The organism is Paraburkholderia sp. TE9906 (assembly GCF_056279605.1).
The window spans coordinates 230,755-247,618 of sequence record NZ_JBWCCT010000006.1 but is presented as its reverse complement, the minus strand read 5'-3'; the positions used below and the strand labels follow the sequence as shown (position 1 = coordinate 247,618).

Here is a 16,864-nt window from a genome sequence, read left to right as displayed (position 1 = left end):
CAACGAGACGAAACAGACGCGCGGATCGATCAGCGCGTCTGCGCAGCCACGCGCAGGCCGAGCGAAATGAACAGCAACCCGATGATCTTGTTCTGCCAGCGCGCCAGCCACGTCAAACGCTTGACGAATTTGCCCAGCGGCCGAATGGTCAATACGATCAGTGTCGTATACAACGCGCTCATGCCGACGAAGATCAGTCCCAGCGTGGTGAACTGCAGAAACGTGGAACCGTGTTCGGGGCGCACGAACTGCGGCAGAAACGCGAGAAAAAACAGCGCGGTCTTGGGATTCAACACTTCAGCGGGAATCGCCTGAAGGAACGCTTTCGATCCCGATACCGGCGCGACCACCGGCAAATGCGCGCTCGCCTGCTTCTCGCGCAACGCGCGAATGCCCAGATAGACGAGATACGCTGCGCCGACGTATTTCACCGCATTGAACGCAAGCGCGGAAGTCATCAGCAATGCAGAGAGGCCGACCGCTGCGCCCAGCGTGTGAATGAAATCCCCGGCCGCGATACCGAGGCCCGTGAGAATGCCGGCTTTGCGCCCGCCATGCACGGTGCGCGTCAACACCAGCAGCACCGCCGGGCCCGGAATCAGGAAGAGCCCGAGCACGACTGCAACGAAAGTCCCCAACGTGGATAGGTCAAGCATGTCGTCTCCTTGTCGACGCGCTGGATTCAGCGAACTGACGCGCGTTCAGCCGGCAATTGTAGACGAATGCGTGAATTCGATCTTCGTGCGGCGCGGACGTGCCGTGCCGCGGCCAAGCCGAAGGTCCTCGTGGGTAATGCGCCGGCGATCCGTTACCATGGCGAGCACAGAGCCGCCTGCGGCTCGTACTCGTTCATATTTACTGAAGTCTTTGCCTTGCCCACCTATACCTTGCCCGCAGCGCTGAGCGCGGAACTCGAGATTCGCAAGAGCCGATTCATTGCCTATGCAATACCGGTTGCCGACCGTGATGCAGCGATGGCCGAGCTGCGTCGGCTGCGCGACGAACATCCTGCCGCGACGCATGTGTGCTGGGCGTTGCTGGCCGGCGGCCAGTCCGGTATGTCCGACGACGGCGAACCGTCCGGTACCGCGGGACGGCCGATTCTCGAAGTATTGCGTCATCATGATCTGGACGGCGTGCTGGCCGCCGTCGTGCGCTACTACGGCGGCGTGAAACTCGGCGCCGGCGGTCTCGTGCGCGCCTACACGGATGCAATCGCCTCCGCCCTGCTGGATGCGCCTCGAATCGAGAGGATTGCTCAGGTTTCGTTAATCGTCGAAGTGAGTTATGCCGATGAAGCCAAGGTTCGCCGATGGATCGAAGCCGAGGAATATACGCTTGTGGATAGCGCATATGGCATGCTGGTGAAGATGACGATCCGGTTACCCGTCAATAAGCTCGAAGAGGCTCAGCGAGTGCTGGTGGATATGACTCAGGGAAAAGCGGGTTTCTTTTGATGGTCCACCGGTGTTGCTCTCCTTTGCGAGACCGCAAGTAGGAAGTAGGAAGCAGGAAGCAGGGAGCAGGGAGCAGGACTGCACGGTACGTAAATGGTAAAAATATGACAACGCGTTAATGACGCGGTGTCTATTGAAAAAACGGCTCTGTATGATGAAGCGATTCGCGCCGATACGACAGGGAGCGCGAACCGTGTCACCCAGAAGGGCTCCGACGTCGGCTCACTGTTACCATGCTGTTCTCTACCGGATGTCTCCATTAAAAAGGGCAACGCCTCTGACCTCGACCGCCGCTTTCTCCAGCACAACGCCTGAATCGCCGCGACGAAGCCCGTCTCTGCCGCGCCCGGCCAGTGCCATGGATTCAACGTTGAGCACTACCCTGCTCAGGGGTTGCGGCCTCATTGCGTTGCCGTTGATGCTGTCGGCGTGCTCATGGTCGTGGTTCGGCCTGAATAGCAGTGCACCGCGCGCGGCCGCGCATTCCACCGGATCGCTCAGCGTCGCCCCTGCCCACGAGTTCGCCTACGTGCCCGCTCGCAGCGGACGTGTTTCGCCGAACCGCATCGAGAACACCGCGATGACCGGCATCGTACTTAAGGACGACATTAACGAAACCGTGCGCAACGGCGTGGCGAACAGTTTGCAGGTCGCGGGGTTTCGTCTCAACGATCGCAAGCGGGTGCTGAGCGGCAGCATCGAGATGTTCACCGTCGACGATGCGCGCTCGCCGGCGTTCTGGACGCTGAAGATGCGCTACGTGGTTACCGACTCCGCTACCCGTCAAATCGTGTTCACGACCGTCAAGACGGTCAAACAGAAGTCGCCGAAATTTACCAGTAGTACGATCGCGATCGAAGATACCGTCAAGCTGAGCGTCGATTCGTTGATTAGCGATCCCGGATTTGTCAAAGCGGTGAATTGAACCCGTCGGCGTGGGGTGCGCGCGCGTTTCGCTACAATTGCATGACCACGGGTGGCGCGCCGGCCCCGACGGCCATGACGGCCATCGCGCCGCGCGATTCCCCCTGCAATCTGCCGTTCATCGCGCGAGCCATCATGTCCATCACCGCCTGGCTTTTCTTTTTGCCCGCCTGTTTCGCTATCAACCTCGCGCCCGGGCCCAACAACCTGTTGTCGATCAATGTGGCCGCGCGTCATGGATTCCTGAAGGCGTTCGTCGGCGGCACCGGGCGTCTGGTTGCATTCGCGATGATGCTGGTACTCGCCGCAACCGGTCTTGCAGTCGTGCTGCACGCGTCGGAGTGGTTCTTTCTTGCGATCAAACTGGCTGGCGCAGCGTATCTGATCTGGCTTGCCATTCAACTGTGGCGCAGCGATGCGCCCACCATCGATACGTCGCAACCGCAGGACACGTCACTCGGTCGAATTGCGTGGCGTGAGTTCCTCGTCGCGGCCGGCAATCCGAAGGCGATTCTGGTCTTTACCGCGTTTCTGCCGCAGTTCGTCGATGTTGCGAGGCCAATCGTGCCGCAGTTCTCGGTGCTCGGCGCGAGTTTTCTGGTGCTCGAATGGGTAGCGATTGCGCTCTATTCGTGGGCCGGGATGTATCTCGGGAAATGGTTGGTGCGGGCGCGGGTCAGGCGGTGGTTTAATCGCTTTTGCGGCGGGTTTCTGGCGGCGATCGGGGTGAGTTTTTTGTTGGTGAGGCGGGGTTGAAGGTGAATATGGGAGGGAAGGCGCAAAGCCCCAGCCTTTCAGGATCGGCCACATTCCAATCGACCATCGCGAGACCGCGCACATCGGACATGCAGAGCACATTGACGAGGTCGCCGCTGAATTCGTCGAATTCGCGCAGACCTGCGAATGAAGGCAAATCATGCACGCCCGGCTGCGTCGTGCCTCGCGTGTTGAACGTCGCCACCGCACGAAAGCCTGCGTCCGGCAAACTCGCCATGCTGCGCCGATGCGCATCGTCCTTCCATAACCGATACCTAATGCATCGGACCAGAAACTTTAACTATCTGCTTTCGTCGCCCCCCCTTATCCTCGAACAGTGACCCGTTGGCTACGCTACGGGCGACCGACTTCTCACAGTCATTGGAGCGGCATCATGAAGATCTGCATCTTTGGAGCGGGGGCGATTGGCGGCCTGATGGGCGTGCAACTCGCCCGTGCAGGCGCGGACGTGAGTTTCATCGCGCGCGGCGCGCATCTGGCGGCCATGCGCGAGCATGGCGCGCGTCTGATCATGGACGGCGAGACATACAGCGCACCGGTTCGCTGTACGTCCGACCCGCGCGAACTCGGCGTGCAAGACTTCGTGATCGTCACGCTAAAGGCACATTCGCTGCCTGGCGTGGTCGACGCCATGCAGCCTCTGCTCGGCAAACACACGGCGATCGTCACCGGCGTCAACGGCATTCCCTACTGGTACTTCTATCAACATGGCGGGCGCTTCGCCGGCACGCGCCTCGCGAGCGTCGACCCGGACGGCGGTCAATGGACGAAGCTCGGCCCCGAACGCGCGATCGGTTGCGTGCTGTATCCCGCTGCGGAGATCGTCGAACCGGGCGTGATCAAACATGTGTACGGCAAGAAATTCCCGATCGGCGAGCCAAGCGGCGAGCGCACGCCGCGCATTCAGCAACTGCACGACATCATGCAGGCGGCGGGTTTCGAGGCGCCGATTCGCGACAACATCCGCGACGAAATCTGGCTCAAGCTGTGGGGCAATCTGTGCTTCAATCCGATCAGCGCATTGACGCACGCCACGCTCGACGTGCTCACCAGCGACCCGGGCACGCGCGCGGTATCCCGCACGATGATGCTCGAAGCCAAGCGGATTGCCGATCAGTTCGGCGTGCACTTTCGCGTCGATGTGGAAAAGCGGATCGACGGTGCGGGCGCGGTCGGCGCGCATAAGACGTCGACGCTGGTCGATCTGGAGAATCGCCGTCCGATGGAGATCGATCCATTGTTGACGGTCGTGCAGGAGATGGGACGTCTCGTCGCCGAACCCACGCCCACTATCGACGTGGTGCTGGCGCTGATCAAACTGCGCGAGCGCATGGCATTGCAGGGCAACTGATCGAACGTCGCGGGCTTTTCGGCTATTCCTGTTGCCGCTGCAATAAAAAAGGATCGAACGCCTGGCGCGTTCGATCCTTCTTTTTTACTATGCCGCTATTGATCGATTGCCAGCCACACCGCCTTCGGCTCGGTGAAGTTCTCAATCGCGACGTCGCCGTGTTCGCGGCCGAAGCCTGAATCGCCGGACCCGCCCCACGGCAGCCGCACGTCGGTATAGCCGTAGGTATTGATCCACACGGTGCCCGCTTTCAGATCCCGCGCCACCCGATGCACCCGGCCAATGTCTGCGCTCCATACACCGGCCGCGAGGCTATACGCCGTACCATTGGCAATCCTTAACGCATCGGCCTCGTCGTTGAAGCGAATCACGCTGGCGACCGGCCCGAAAATCTCCTCCTGCGAAATGCGCATTTCGTGCTCGACGTTGGCGAACACCGTCGGTTCGACGAAGAAGCCGCGCTCGCCGATTCTCGCACCGCCGGTCACGAGCGACGCGCCTTCGGCTCGTCCCGCGTCGACATAGCCCAACACGGTCTTCATCTGCGCGGCGGAGATGAGCGGGCCCATCGACGTTTCGCGCGCCGACGGATCGCCGACCTTGATCGACTTCGCACGCGCGGCGAGACGCTCGACCACTTCGTCGTACACGTCGCGATGGGCGAGAATGCGCGAGCCCGCCGAACACACCTGACCGGTATTGAAGAAAATCCCCGATGCTGCGGCGCGCACCGCATTGTCGAGATTTGCATCGGGGAAAATCAGGTTCGCCGACTTGCCGCCGAGTTCGAGCGTGACGCGCTTGAAATTGCCGGCCGCGCCTTGCAAAATGCCGCGCCCGACTGACGGCGAGCCCGTGAAGGTCACCTTGTCGACACCCGGGTGTGCCACCAGCGCATCGCCGACCACCCGTCCTTTGCCGGTGACGATATTCAGCACGCCGGGCGGCACGCCCGCTTCGAGCGCCAGCTCGCCGATGCGTAACGCGGTGAGCGGCGTGATCTCCGCGGGCTTGACGATCAGCGTGCAACCGCACGCGAGCGCCGGCGCGATCTTCCACATGCCGATCATCAGCGGGAAATTCCACGGCACGATCGCGGCGACCACGCCGACCGGCTCGCGCAACGTGTACGTTAACGCATCGGGCCGCGTCGGCACCACCTGACCGTTGATCTTGTCGCACCAGCCTGCGTAATATTCGAGCGTATCGATCGCGGCCGGAATGTCCTGGCGCATCACCGAGGCAATCGGCTTGCCGGCGTCGAGACTTTCTAGCGCGGCGATCTCGTCGAGGTTGGCGCGCATCAGGCCGGCGAGACGCATCAGAATGCGGCCACGCTCTGCCGCACGAATCGAATTCCACACTTTCAGCGCAGCGCGCGCGGCGTGCACCGCCGCATCCACGTCGGCGGCGCTGCCCTGCGCCACCAGCGCAATGGGTTCTTCGGTGGCCGGATTGATATCGACGGAATACTCGCCTGTGCCCGGCGGCAAACGCTTGCCGTCGATCAGCAGATCATGGCGCCTGAGGTCGGTTTCAGTTTCCATCATGAAGCTCCTTGAATGGATATTGTCGTGTGGCTGATCGCGGCGAATCGTTTGGGCAGACGTGCCGGCCATCGCGGCTGACGCTAAGGCTCATGCAAAAGGGCGCCGCGCGGCGCAAATGCCGGCCCTGTGATCGCTTGCGAAGGAGATGATGTCGCGCCGCCGTGTGCATCGATAGACTCCGGCGCGGCGAACTGTGTCCAGGCCGCCGCGGCGTTGGGTCGTAAAGAGCGGTTCCGGCGATGCACGAGGAAGGTAGTCACGGTCACTTCGGGCACCAAAGGCCGGCTCACCAGCGATCCCCCCGGTGCCGGCCAATGCGCATCGACAGGCAGCACGCCGACACCGAGGCCCAGTTCGACCATGCGCGACACGGCCGCCACATGGCCGAGTTCCTGCAGCGGGCGCCGCTTCAATTCATTGGTGCTGAACGCGAGCTCAAGCGCCGTGCGCACACCCGTGTCCGCATTCAGCGTGATGAGCGAGCACTCCCGTAAAGCTCGCCATGCAACGCTGTCATGACTGGCCAATGGATGGGTGGGAGGAATCACCGCATGCAGCGGCGTCCTGAAGATCACCTGCGCGTGCAGCAATTCATTGTCGAACGGCTGGGCCAACGACACCAGGCCGAAGTCCACTTCGCCTTGCTCCACGCTCGCGAGTACACCACATTGCGGCTGATCCCTGACGGATACGATCAGCTCGGGAAACGCCGATGCGCAACGTGCAAGCGCCTGCGCAACCCAACTCGACGACAACACCGGATTGCTTGCCAGCACCACGACACCGGTATGTCCGTCGTAAGCGGCGCGCTCTTCGAGCAAAGTCAGTTCGATCTCGTCGAGCAGCCGCCCAATCCGGCGCTCGAGGCTCGCACCCGCATGGGTCAGTTCAACCTGGCGTGTGGTGCGATCGAACAGTTTCAATTCAACGGCATCTTCGAGCTCGCGCACACAGCGGCTCACCGCCGATTGCGTCAGATCGAACTCGCGCGCCGCGCGCGTGAAACTCCGCTCACGCGCGACGGCAACGAACACCTTGAGCTGCTGCAGCGAAACGTTCATGACGTCTGCGCCGGGCGCGGGCAGTTCATGCTATTCCCCGGTCTGTTCGGGCCAATGGCTCAGCCGCGAAGCATTGCCGTTGCCCGCGACCGCCAGCGCGCCTTGAGGCTCGTTGTGCGACTCGATCCAGCGCGAGCGCATCGGTGCGAGGATGAATTTCGCCGAGACGCCGGCGGCGATCGTGATGACCGCGGAGACGATAAAGACGAGATTCCAGCCGCCCGCGGCCGCCAGTACCGATGCGATCGGCACGAGCAAAGCCGCCGTACCCTTCGCGGTGTACAAGGTACCCGCATTCGCCGTCGCGTATTTGCTGCCGAAAGTATCGGCGCAGATTGCCGGAAAGATCGAGAAGATCTCACCCCAGAACAGGAAGATCAGCCCGGCGAAAACCATGAACGCATACGGATTGGTGCCGAACTGCATCAAGCCGAGCAGTGCGAGGCCCTCGCCGATGAAGATCACGAACATCGTATTTTCGCGGCCGATCTTGTCGGAGATGAAACCGCACAGCGGGCGTGTCAAGCCGTTGAGGATGTTGTCGATCGAAAGCGTGGCGGTGAGCAGCGGCAACGTCAGTCCGAGGAACGACATCGGAATGCGGGCAAGCCCCCAGTCTCTCGCGATCGGGCCGATCTGCGCCGTCGCCATCAGCCCGCCTGCGGCAACCGCCACGAACGACACATAGATCACCCAGAATACCGGTGTCTTGATCATCTGGCGCGACGTGAAGTCGGCCTTCGACACGGCGAACTTGCTCTTGCGCATACCTTGCTGACGCAGCACCGGCCGGACCAACAGCATCGCGAGCACGAAAATGCTGACGCCTTGCAAAATGCCGAAGAAGAAGAACGTGTGTTCGAAACCCGAGCGCGTGATCATGTTGGCAATCGGAATCACCGTAATCGCCGCGCCCGCGCCGAAGCCCGCAGCCGTCAGACCCGCTGCGAGACCGCGTCGGTCGGGAAACCATTTCAGCGCATTGCCGACACACGTGCCGTACACGGCGCCCGCGCCGATGCCGCCAATCACTGCGGACGCGTACAGAACGCCCAATGTCGTCGCATACGAATTCATGACCCACGACAAGCCCGCGCATAAGGCACCCACCGCGACCACCGGCCGTGGCCCGAATTTGTCGACCAGCAAACCTTCGAGCGGCACGAGCCACGTTTCGGTCAGAATGAAAATCGTGAAGGCAAGCTGAATTGACGCTTCACCCCAATGATGCCTGGCGTTCATCGGCGCGACGAACAGCGTCCATGCGTATTGCAGATTAGCCACCAGCGCCATGCATGCGATGCCGATCACGAGCTGCCACCAACGATTCCCCAAAAACCTGCGGGTCGTTGTTTCCTCGGTGATATTGTCCATGAGTCTTGTCTCCGCTATTTGTCTGGTGCAGCCGGTCGACGCCCCGAAGGAAAGTGCCCTCGGAGGACGCGCCGCGCTGTATGCGTCCCACCTTATGGTTAGAACCCAAAAAGCCTTGCCTTTCGGGGATATTTAATATTTGCCTCTCTAATCCACTTCTTTAAAACACCCGGTTTTTATTCATCGCATTTTTCAAAACTTCTTTATTCCGATCAATTAACCGTCAACAGGATATCTTGACCGGCTGCCTCGTCCGCCACGCCTGACATCCAAGCGTTAACCCGAATGCTGTGACGACAATTTCGTTTTCTTATACAGGCTGATGCTAGGGTCATTGCTGAATTACTAATAATTAAAGTTTGTTATTATGTCGATTCATATTTGCTTATACATCGGCCATGACGATGCGCAATGCGACTCTACGGCAACTGAAGGTCTTCGAAACAGTGGCGCGCCACCTGAGCTTTTCGCGTGCCGCAGAAGAATTGCATCTGACGCAGCCCGCCGTCTCCACCCAGGTCCGGCAGCTCGAAGAACATGCGGGACTGCCGCTGTTCGAACAGCTCGGTAAAAAGATCTATCTGACGCCGGCCGGCACCGAAATGCTTCACTACAGTCGCGCGATCATTCAGCAGTTCCACGAAGTCGACGAAGCGATGTCCCAGCTCAAAGGCGTCTCCGGCGGCAAGCTGAATGTCGCGGTAATTAGCGCGGGCGACTACTTCTTTCCGCGCGTACTCGCCGAATTCACACGCCGCTATTCCGGCGTCGTTCTCAATCTTGCCGTGCACAATCGCGAAGAACTGCTGCATCAACTCGCGACCAACCAGACCGATCTCGCCGTCATGGTGCGCCCGCCGCACGAGACCGACGCGACCAACGAGCCGTTTGCACCGCACCCGTATGTCATCGTGGCGGCGCCCACACATCCGCTCGCGCAGAAACGCAACATCCGGATGAGTCAACTCGCGAACGAGGCCTTCATCGTGCGCGAGCGCGGTTCGGACACGTGGAATTCGATGGAAGAAGGTTTTGCGGGACGCCTCTCCAATCTGAAGATCGCCATGGAGATCAAGAGCACCGAGACGATCAAGCAGGCGGTGATCGCCGGCATGGGCATCGCGTTCCTGTCCGCGCATACGATCAGCCTCGAATTGCAGCTGGGACATCTGGTTGTGCTCGATGTCGAGAGCTTTCCCGTCATGCTCAACTGGTACGTCGTGCACCGGAAGAACAAGCGCCTGCCACCGGTGGCGGTCGCCTTCAAACGCTTCCTGATGGAGGAAGGCGCGAACCTGATCGAGAAGATCACGCGCGTCAAGGAATTGAGCGTGTATAAGCAGTAAGCTATGGACACCCAATAAAACTTTAACTATTTCAAATTGACCGGTACTTCTATGCTGCAAGCGAGTTCTCTCACTTGTCAGCCCAGGAGGCCGATCATGAACCATGCTCCGGTTGAGTCTCATACCAGCGGCACGCGCGCCGTCCGTCTTTCCATGGACGCTTCTGACGACGCCCATCTGAGCGCATACAATGCCGCGTTCAGCGACCTCGGACTGCGATTCCGCTGGGATCACGCGACGCTCGAACTGCTGAGGGAATTCAATGGCGAAGTCGCGCGCATCACCGCGTACATCGAGCGGTATCACAGTCATCTTCACCGCGCCTACGACGCCGACTTTCTCGCGCAAATGATCCTGCACAAGAAGGACCGGTACTACAGCGAGTTCGCGGCCGCAGGCGCTTGAGGACACAGGCGGGATCATGGTCCCGCCGTGCGTCGCGTCTGCGAGTCGATGAGTTTGCGCATTCATGCATTGGCTCATCTTCAATGGCGTGCCGTGAAATGAGTCGGACGATGGCGAACACACGCGCGTTGACGTCTGTTCGCGCGCCCGCTGTCATGCCGGCTCGCGCGGTGTCCGCGGTGTCGATACGCTACCGTACGGATCGTGCCCGGCGTCATGTCGCGCAGTGCCCACGCCAGTTCTTCGCCGCCATGCCACTCGATGCGCGCGAGCAGCCCTCCCTTGCCCATGTCCACACCATCGCAACGTGCGGCGAAAGCGTGCGCGTGCAACGCCCGCCCTTCGCCGTGACCGACGCAATACTCGCGGCTGATCATCAGATGCGCGCCCATGGCGGACGCCAGCGCGCTCATTGCAAGCAATGCAGCGAGTCCAAACGGCTGCGCCTGCTCGGTTGCGAAGCCGTAACCGAGCCATCCGCAGAGCACCATCGCGAACAGATTGACGATGCGGTGGCCCGGCCGCGCGATCGTATTCAACTGCAATGCGCCGCGTAATTTGCAGAACGCAATCGCGGAAGTCGCGAAGATCAGTGCGCCGATGAACACGGCTGCATAGAGTTCGATACGCTCGGCGCTTTCCCGCGCATCCGTCGACAAATAGCGCACGATGCCGCCCGACATGACAGCGAGTCCCATGCCGCTGCCCAGTAGCGCAACGAGACGCGGCCGCCGCGTCAGATCGCAACCGCGTACGAGCCACGCTCCGAGTACGGCGCCCAGCAGCGCGGCGTCGACCACCGCCCCGCCCGCTCCCATTCCCGCGGCGAACAGTCCCGTGAACACGGCTGCGAATGCGCCCGCATGCCAGTACGGCCGACGCGTCGCCCGCATTTCGAGCTGCCGTTGCCCGACCGCTGCAAGCGCAACCGTCAACACGGAGATCAACGCCGCACCGAGACCGGCGGCCAGCGAGAAGAGCACGCCCATCCATGCGGTACTGTCAGACGCCTGCAGCATGCGTACTCCTTCGAGTTGCGATGCAAAAACTGCTGGACCGATGATTCAGTTCACCGTCAGACCACACCCGCCGCGACGCCCGGCGGTACCGGTGCGACCGGCTCCGCGCGAGCGGCGCTCAACGTATTGCTGAGCGTACCGATCCCGTCGATCGTGATCGACACGGTCGCGCCATCCTTGATCGATCCGACGCCGACCGACGTACCGCACGCGATCACATCGCCGGGTTCGAGCGTGAGGTCCTGCGAGATCAGACTCACCTGCTGCGCGGGCGAGAAAACCATATCGGCGAGCGGATAGTTCTGCCGCTCGACGTCGTCGAGCTTCGTCACGAGATGCGCCTGCTGCCACGCGAACCCGGAGACGATCGCCGGCCCGATACAACAGAACGTATCGAAACCTTTCGCGCGGCACCATTGCGGAAAATGCGGATTCTCGTTCAGCAGATCCGCTGCGGTCACGTCGTTGACGAGTGTGTAGCCGAAAATCGCGTCGGCGGCCTCCTCCAGAGTCGCGTCGCGGCAACGCCGGCCGATCACGATGCCCAGCTCGCCTTCGTAGACGATCTTGCCCGCGTAACTGACAGGCCGCCGGATTGGCGCACCCGCGCCGATCACCGAGGCCGCCGGTTTCAGCAGAAAAAGCGGATGCGTGGGCACCGGCTTGTCGAGCTTCGCCGCCAGCGCGTGAAAGTTGTTCCACAGCGCGATGACCTTGCCGGGCGCGCACGGCGCGAGCGGCGTCAGCGCGCGCGTCGACAATACCGCGCCGGTCGGCACCGGTTGTTCGAGACTTTCGTATTCATGCAAATAGCCACCTTCGACACGGCCGAACACGATGCCACCGTCGTTCGACATGAACCGCATCCACGTATCCATACCTCGCTCCTTGAGCGTTCCAGGACAATCCTGGGTTGACTGATTTCGACTTCCGCGCACTCAGATCGCGCCGGCCGTGCGCAACGCGCTGATCTGCTCGGGCGAATAGCCGAGTTCGGCCATCACTTCGTCGGTATGCTCGCCCAGCAGGGGCGAACGTGTGACGTCAGTCGGACTGTCGGACAGTTTGATAGGATTGCCAACGGTCAGATACTTGCCGCGCGTCGGATGATCCACTTCGACGATCGTGCCGGTTTTGCGCAACGACGGCTCCTCGGCGATTTCCTTCATCGACAGGATCGGCCCGCACGGGATGTCGTATTTGTTGAGGATCTGCATGGCCTCGAATTTCGTCTTGGTCATGGTCCAGCGCTCGATCTCGGCAAAGATCTCTTTCAGGTGCGGCAGACGCGCGGCGGGCGTCGCATAGTCGGGATCCGTCGCCCACTCTTCCTTGCCGATCACGTTGCAGATCTTCGCCCACACCGGCGCTTGCGTGATGAAGTAGATGTACGCATTCGGGTCCGTCTCCCAGCCCTTGCACTTCAGAATCCAGCCCGGCTGACCGCCGCCCGAAGCATTGCCGGCACGCGGCACCGCTTCCCCGAACGTCCCATTCGGATATTGCGGATACTCTTTCATCGTGCCGGTGCGATCGAGCCGCTGCTGGTCACGCAGTTTCACGCGGCACAGATTGAGCACGCCGTCCTGCATGGCGGCGAGCACGCGTTGCCCGCGACCGCTCTGCGTGCGCTGATACAACGCCGTGACGATGCCGAGCGCCAGATGCAAACCCGTCCCGCTGTCACCGATCTGCGCGCCCGTCACGACCGGCGGCCCGTCGTCGAAGCCGGTGGTCGACGCCGCGCCGCCCGCGCATTGCGCGACGTTCTCGTAGACTTTGCAGTCCTCATAAGGTCCGGGACCGAAGCCCTTCACCGACGCGACGATCATGCGCGGATTCAGCTCCTGGATCCGCTCCCACGTGAAGCCCATGCGATCCAGCGCGCCCGGCGCGAAGTTCTCGACCAGTACATCGCATTTCTGGATCAGCGCTTCGAGAACCAGTTTGCCTTCGGGGTTCTTCGTATCGATCGTGACCGAACGCTTGTTGTGGTTGAGCATCGTGAAGTACAGGCTGTCCACGTCGGGAATATCGCGCAACTGCTCGCGCGTGATGTCGCCCGCCCCGGCCCGCTCCACTTTGATCACATCCGCGCCGAACCATGCCAGCAATTGCGTGCAGGTTGGCCCCGATTGCACATGCGTGAAATCGAGAATGCGTACACCGTCGAGTGCTTTGCCCATGTCCTATCTCCTGAAGGCCTTGTGTTTTACGTGTACATGGTCTGGTTCTTCGTGCCCGGCGCGTACTCGCACGGGTCGACCCAGATATTGACGACCGCCGAACGGCCGGTCCGATGAATCGCTTCGCGACCGCGCTGCAACGCGCTGGCGATCTGCGCGGGGTCGCGCACTTCCTCGCCGTGGCTGCCGAGCACGTCGGCGAACAGGGGTCCGCCCGAGATGACAGCGGCATTGCGCGTCTTCTGCCGGAGCGTGTCGTCGGCCGTCATCCTGTCCCTCGGGTTCAGCGATGAAACAACTGCAGACATGGTTGTCTCCTGTGTCGTTGCTTTGGCGCTTATGCCGGCACCGTCTCTGCCACATACCGTATGTGATATATCAGATTCAAGCAAGGCCAATTTCGAGATGCGTGTGCGTCGGAACACTTGCCGCTACGGCTTGCTGGTCGCGGCTTTGCAACGAAAAAGCGACTGCGGTTTCGGGTGCGGCTCGGGAAAATACCGAGTCGACAGATGGCTGATTCGGAAAGTTGATATATCACATACCATATTTTTTAGGCCGTCAAGGATGGGTTATCCCTGTCCCGCGAGCCACGCACAAACAAAAAGGCCCGCGGTGTTTGCACACCGCGGGCCTCTTCGCCGGCAACGCCGGTCAATCGCTTACGCAGCCATCAATCTAGAAAATCGCAATTCGCCTCGACGAATGCCGCGAGATCCAGCGAATGCTGACGCACGAGCCGTTCGGCCAGCTCGGTATCGCGTCGCTCCAGCGCCTCGATGATCCGCAGATGATCGACGATCGAGCGCGACGCGCGGTCGCTCTGCGAAATCGTCATGCGACGGATCGCCCGCACGTGGATGAAGATGTTCTTGATCGTGTCGAGAATGATCTGCGACTTCGACAATTCGACGATTGCCTGATGAAACGCGATGTTGGCGTCCGAATACTCGGCGATATGCTCGGCCGGCGTCGCATCGCGGAAATTGTCGAACATGTGGCGCAGACGGGCGATTTCCCCGTCCGAGGCGTGCAGCGTGGCGAGCCGCGCCGCCATGCTTTCGAGCGCCGCCCACATCTGGATCATCTCGACAATTTCGCGCTTGCTCTTGCGCACGATATAAATACCGCGCCGCGGCACCATGCGCAGAAAGCCCTCCTGTTCGAGGAGCGTCATCGCTTCGCGTACGGGCGTGCGGCTCACGCCGAGCGATTCGCTCAGCACGCGTTCGTCGAGGCGGATTTCATCGCGATTCTGGTATATATCCGCGTCGGCGATCGCCTGGCGCAGCATCGCGTACGCCTGATCACGCAAGCTCGCGCTCGCGCCGATCGGCTGCAATGACAAGGTCAACGGTGTTGCCACTGTTTCAGTTTGAAGTTCTGACGACATTCATCGCCTCGGATTGAACATGCGCGCGATACGACGTCGCCCCGCGCGGTTGCTCGCCCAGACCGATGAACCGGCCATGTTGCGATGCAAGCTGCGCGACCGATTGCGGAATCCAGTCGGTCAGCAGAACGGTGGCGGAGGCGCCCAAACCCACAACAGCAATGGCGAGCAGCAGAAGAGACACAAATTCCATTTGTAACTCCAAACGATTGAGTGAACGAATGACTCAATCATATGCTGCATCGCCGCATTTTTCAATATTCGGTATGTAGTATATCAGTAAATGTTGTTTTCACGTAACGCTCACATTCCCCAAGTTAGCACGCGCCAGCCCGGTTGGTTTGCCAGCTGGCCGCTTCGATCCGCGCCTGATCATTGGCCGACGCTCGGTGTAAACGCGCAAAACGCGCGCTATGCGCGCAGACGCGTCCGATGATCGCGCAGTTTCACCCCCGCGCGGATTGTGAGATCCGCTTCGCATCATTAACCTTCCGGACATTCTGAGCGGATCGACGGCGGCCACGGCGCTGCCCGCTCCGCCCGGTCTCACCCTGCAATCCGAGCATTTCAAGGAGACAACGACAATGAGCAGCACCCTCCCGACAGCCGCGATGGCCGACCACCAGAAAGCGCGCAACCAGGCGCGCAAGGCGGCGCTCGGCGGTTTCGTCGGCGCCGTGGTCGACTGGTACGACTTTCTGCTGTACGGCATCGTCGCGGCGCTGGTGTTCAACGCCGAGTTCTTCCCGAAAGTCAGCCCGGCGATGGGCACGCTCGCGGCGTTCGCGACCTTCGGCGTCGGCTTCCTGTTCCGTCCGCTCGGCGGCTTCGTGTTCGGCCACTACGGCGACCGCCTCGGCCGCAAGCGAATGCTCGTCCTCACGGTGATGATGATGGGTCTGTCGACCGCGGCGATCGGCCTGCTGCCGGCCTTTTCGGCGATCGGCTGGTGGGCGCCGGTGCTGCTCGTGACCTTGCGCGCGATTCAGGGCTTCGCGGTCGGCGGCGAATGGGGCGGCGCGGCGCTGATGGCGGTCGAAAGCGCGCCGGAAAAGAAAAAGGCGTTCTACAGCAGCGGCGTGCAGGTCGGCTATGGCGTGGGCCTCGTGCTGTCGACCGGCCTCGTCGCGCTGATCAGCCGTTCGATGGACAACGCGTCGTTCCTGAGCTGGGGCTGGCGTTTGCCGTTCCTGTTCAGTGTCGTGCTGGTGCTGATCGCGCTGTGGATCCGCTCGAGCATGGAAGAGTCGAAGGAGTTCGTCGAAAAAGTGGGCAAGCGCGGCGAGCGTCGCGCGCGGCTGCCGATCGTCGAAGCGCTGCTGCGGCATCCGAAAGCGTTCCTGCTGATTATCGCGCTGCGTCTTGCCGAGCTGTTCACGATGTACATCGTGACGGCGTTCGCACTGAACTACTCGACGGCGAATCTGCACATGCCGCGCGAATTCTTCCTGACGATCGGCCTGCTGGTCGGCGCGGTGAGCTGCGTGACGATCCCGTGCTTTGCCTTGCTGGCGGACCGCTTCGGCCGCCGCCGCGTGTACATCATCGGCGCGCTGGTCGGCATGTTCAGCGCGGTGCCGTTCTTCCTCGCACTCGACGCGCGCTCGACGGTGTGGATCGTGGTCTTCGCGGTCATGCTCGCGAACGTTGCGCACGATATGGTGGTGAGCGTGCAGCAGCCGATGTTCACCGAGCTGTTCGGTACCGAGTACCGCTATAGCGGCGCGGGCGTCGGTTATCAGGTGGCGAGCGTGGTCGGCGGCGGCTTCACGCCGTTCATCGCGGTGGCGCTGGTCAGCTTTGCTGGCGGCTCGTGGCATCCGGTGGCCGCGTACCTGGCGATCGGCTGCCTGATCTCCGTGCTGGTGGCGGCCAGAATGAAGACCGGGCGCGGCGTCGCCTGATACCCGGCAATCCATAACCGCCCAGAACAAACGGGCCGGCGTGGCGCAGATGCCACCGCCGGCCCGTTTGCTTTTTTGCGCCCGCGGTAACCGTTAGGCGGTCCGCGCCGCGTTGCC

The 16,864-nt window shown here is 61.5% G+C and carries 18 protein-coding genes; 7 read left to right on the top strand and 11 right to left on the bottom strand.

Annotated features, from left to right (window positions below; all coding sequences use genetic code 11):
• Positions 1–29: 29 nt before the first annotated feature.
• The gene (locus ACZ9H4_RS18005; RefSeq protein WP_408149003.1) at positions 30–656 is read right to left on the bottom strand and encodes a LysE family translocator; all 627 of its coding nucleotides are present in this window, start codon (positions 654–656) and stop codon (positions 30–32) included.
• A gap of 216 nt (positions 657–872) precedes the next feature.
• Between ACZ9H4_RS18005 and ACZ9H4_RS18000 the strand changes: the two genes are divergently transcribed.
• The 3 genes from ACZ9H4_RS18000 (at position 873) to ACZ9H4_RS17990 (ending at position 3,137) form a co-directional block, all read left to right on the top strand.
• Entirely contained in the window at positions 873–1,457 is a 585-nt protein-coding gene (locus ACZ9H4_RS18000) for an IMPACT family protein (RefSeq protein ID WP_476120378.1), read from the top strand.
• Positions 1,458–1,839: 382 nt separating this feature from the next.
• Positions 1,840–2,382, top strand: a complete 543-nt coding sequence (locus ACZ9H4_RS17995; RefSeq protein ID WP_408149069.1) for a hypothetical protein — start codon at positions 1,840–1,842, stop codon at positions 2,380–2,382.
• A gap of 134 nt (positions 2,383–2,516) precedes the next feature.
• Positions 2,517–3,137 (top strand): LysE family translocator, encoded by a 621-nt coding sequence (locus ACZ9H4_RS17990; RefSeq protein ID WP_408148999.1) that lies wholly within the window; start codon positions 2,517–2,519, stop codon positions 3,135–3,137.
• On the opposite strand, the gene ACZ9H4_RS17985 is transcribed toward ACZ9H4_RS17990, so the two are convergent.
• Positions 3,070–3,375: a hypothetical protein gene (locus ACZ9H4_RS17985; RefSeq protein WP_408156202.1), complete on the bottom strand. Its 306-nt coding sequence runs from the start codon at positions 3,373–3,375 to the stop codon at positions 3,070–3,072. The genes ACZ9H4_RS17990 and ACZ9H4_RS17985 overlap by 68 nt on opposite strands.
• A gap of 156 nt (positions 3,376–3,531) precedes the next feature.
• Between ACZ9H4_RS17985 and ACZ9H4_RS17980 the strand changes: the two genes are divergently transcribed.
• Positions 3,532–4,509 (top strand): 2-dehydropantoate 2-reductase, encoded by a 978-nt coding sequence (locus ACZ9H4_RS17980; protein ID WP_408148995.1) that lies wholly within the window; start codon positions 3,532–3,534, stop codon positions 4,507–4,509.
• Positions 4,510–4,604: 95 nt separating this feature from the next.
• On the opposite strand, the gene ACZ9H4_RS17975 is transcribed toward ACZ9H4_RS17980, so the two are convergent.
• The 3 genes from ACZ9H4_RS17975 to oxlT all read right to left on the bottom strand — a co-directional run bounded on the left by ACZ9H4_RS17975 (position 4,605) and on the right by oxlT (position 8,494).
• Positions 4,605–6,056: an aldehyde dehydrogenase family protein gene (locus ACZ9H4_RS17975; protein ID WP_408148993.1), complete on the bottom strand. Its 1,452-nt coding sequence runs from the start codon at positions 6,054–6,056 to the stop codon at positions 4,605–4,607.
• Positions 6,057–6,139: 83 nt separating this feature from the next.
• Positions 6,140–7,120 (bottom strand): LysR family transcriptional regulator, encoded by a 981-nt coding sequence (locus tag ACZ9H4_RS17970; RefSeq protein ID WP_408148991.1) that lies wholly within the window; start codon positions 7,118–7,120, stop codon positions 6,140–6,142.
• Between the two features lie 30 nt (positions 7,121–7,150).
• Positions 7,151–8,494: an oxalate/formate MFS antiporter gene (gene oxlT, locus ACZ9H4_RS17965; RefSeq protein WP_408148990.1), complete on the bottom strand. Its 1,344-nt coding sequence runs from the start codon at positions 8,492–8,494 to the stop codon at positions 7,151–7,153.
• Positions 8,495–8,892: 398 nt separating this feature from the next.
• Here oxlT and ACZ9H4_RS17960 point away from each other — a divergent pair, with 398 nt between their 5' ends.
• Positions 8,893–9,840 carry a LysR family transcriptional regulator gene (locus tag ACZ9H4_RS17960; RefSeq protein WP_175160082.1) on the top strand — a complete coding sequence of 316 codons (948 nt, stop codon included), beginning with the start codon at positions 8,893–8,895 and terminating at the stop codon, positions 9,838–9,840.
• 96 nt (positions 9,841–9,936) lie between these two features.
• Positions 9,937–10,245, top strand: coding sequence for an HAD family hydrolase (locus ACZ9H4_RS17955; protein WP_476120074.1), 309 nt, complete (start codon positions 9,937–9,939; stop codon positions 10,243–10,245).
• Between the two features lie 80 nt (positions 10,246–10,325).
• Here ACZ9H4_RS17955 and ACZ9H4_RS17950 read toward each other — a convergent pair whose 3' ends face one another.
• The 6 genes from ACZ9H4_RS17950 to ACZ9H4_RS17925 all read right to left on the bottom strand — a co-directional run bounded on the left by ACZ9H4_RS17950 (position 10,326) and on the right by ACZ9H4_RS17925 (position 15,036).
• Positions 10,326–11,264 carry an NAD(P)(+) transhydrogenase (Re/Si-specific) subunit beta gene (locus ACZ9H4_RS17950; RefSeq protein WP_476120072.1) on the bottom strand — a complete coding sequence of 313 codons (939 nt, stop codon included), beginning with the start codon at positions 11,262–11,264 and terminating at the stop codon, positions 10,326–10,328.
• 56 nt (positions 11,265–11,320) lie between these two features.
• The gene (locus tag ACZ9H4_RS17945; protein WP_408148984.1) at positions 11,321–12,142 is read right to left on the bottom strand and encodes a fumarylacetoacetate hydrolase family protein; all 822 of its coding nucleotides are present in this window, start codon (positions 12,140–12,142) and stop codon (positions 11,321–11,323) included.
• Between the two features lie 60 nt (positions 12,143–12,202).
• Positions 12,203–13,450 carry a formyl-CoA transferase gene (gene frc / locus ACZ9H4_RS17940; protein WP_408148982.1) on the bottom strand — a complete coding sequence of 416 codons (1,248 nt, stop codon included), beginning with the start codon at positions 13,448–13,450 and terminating at the stop codon, positions 12,203–12,205.
• A 26-nt stretch (positions 13,451–13,476) separates the two neighbouring features.
• Entirely contained in the window at positions 13,477–13,758 is a 282-nt protein-coding gene (locus ACZ9H4_RS17935) for a hypothetical protein (RefSeq protein WP_408156275.1), read from the bottom strand.
• Positions 13,759–14,123: 365 nt separating this feature from the next.
• A complete protein-coding gene (locus ACZ9H4_RS17930; protein WP_476120069.1) occupies positions 14,124–14,843 on the bottom strand; it encodes a GntR family transcriptional regulator in 720 nt (239 codons plus the stop codon).
• Positions 14,821–15,036 carry a hypothetical protein gene (locus ACZ9H4_RS17925; protein ID WP_408148978.1) on the bottom strand — a complete coding sequence of 72 codons (216 nt, stop codon included), beginning with the start codon at positions 15,034–15,036 and terminating at the stop codon, positions 14,821–14,823. Before ACZ9H4_RS17925 ends, ACZ9H4_RS17930 begins: the two co-directional genes overlap by 23 nt.
• A gap of 391 nt (positions 15,037–15,427) precedes the next feature.
• Here ACZ9H4_RS17925 and shiA point away from each other — a divergent pair, with 391 nt between their 5' ends.
• Positions 15,428–16,747 carry a shikimate transporter gene (gene shiA, locus ACZ9H4_RS17920; protein ID WP_476120067.1) on the top strand — a complete coding sequence of 440 codons (1,320 nt, stop codon included), beginning with the start codon at positions 15,428–15,430 and terminating at the stop codon, positions 16,745–16,747.
• Positions 16,748–16,864: the final 117 nt, after the last annotated feature.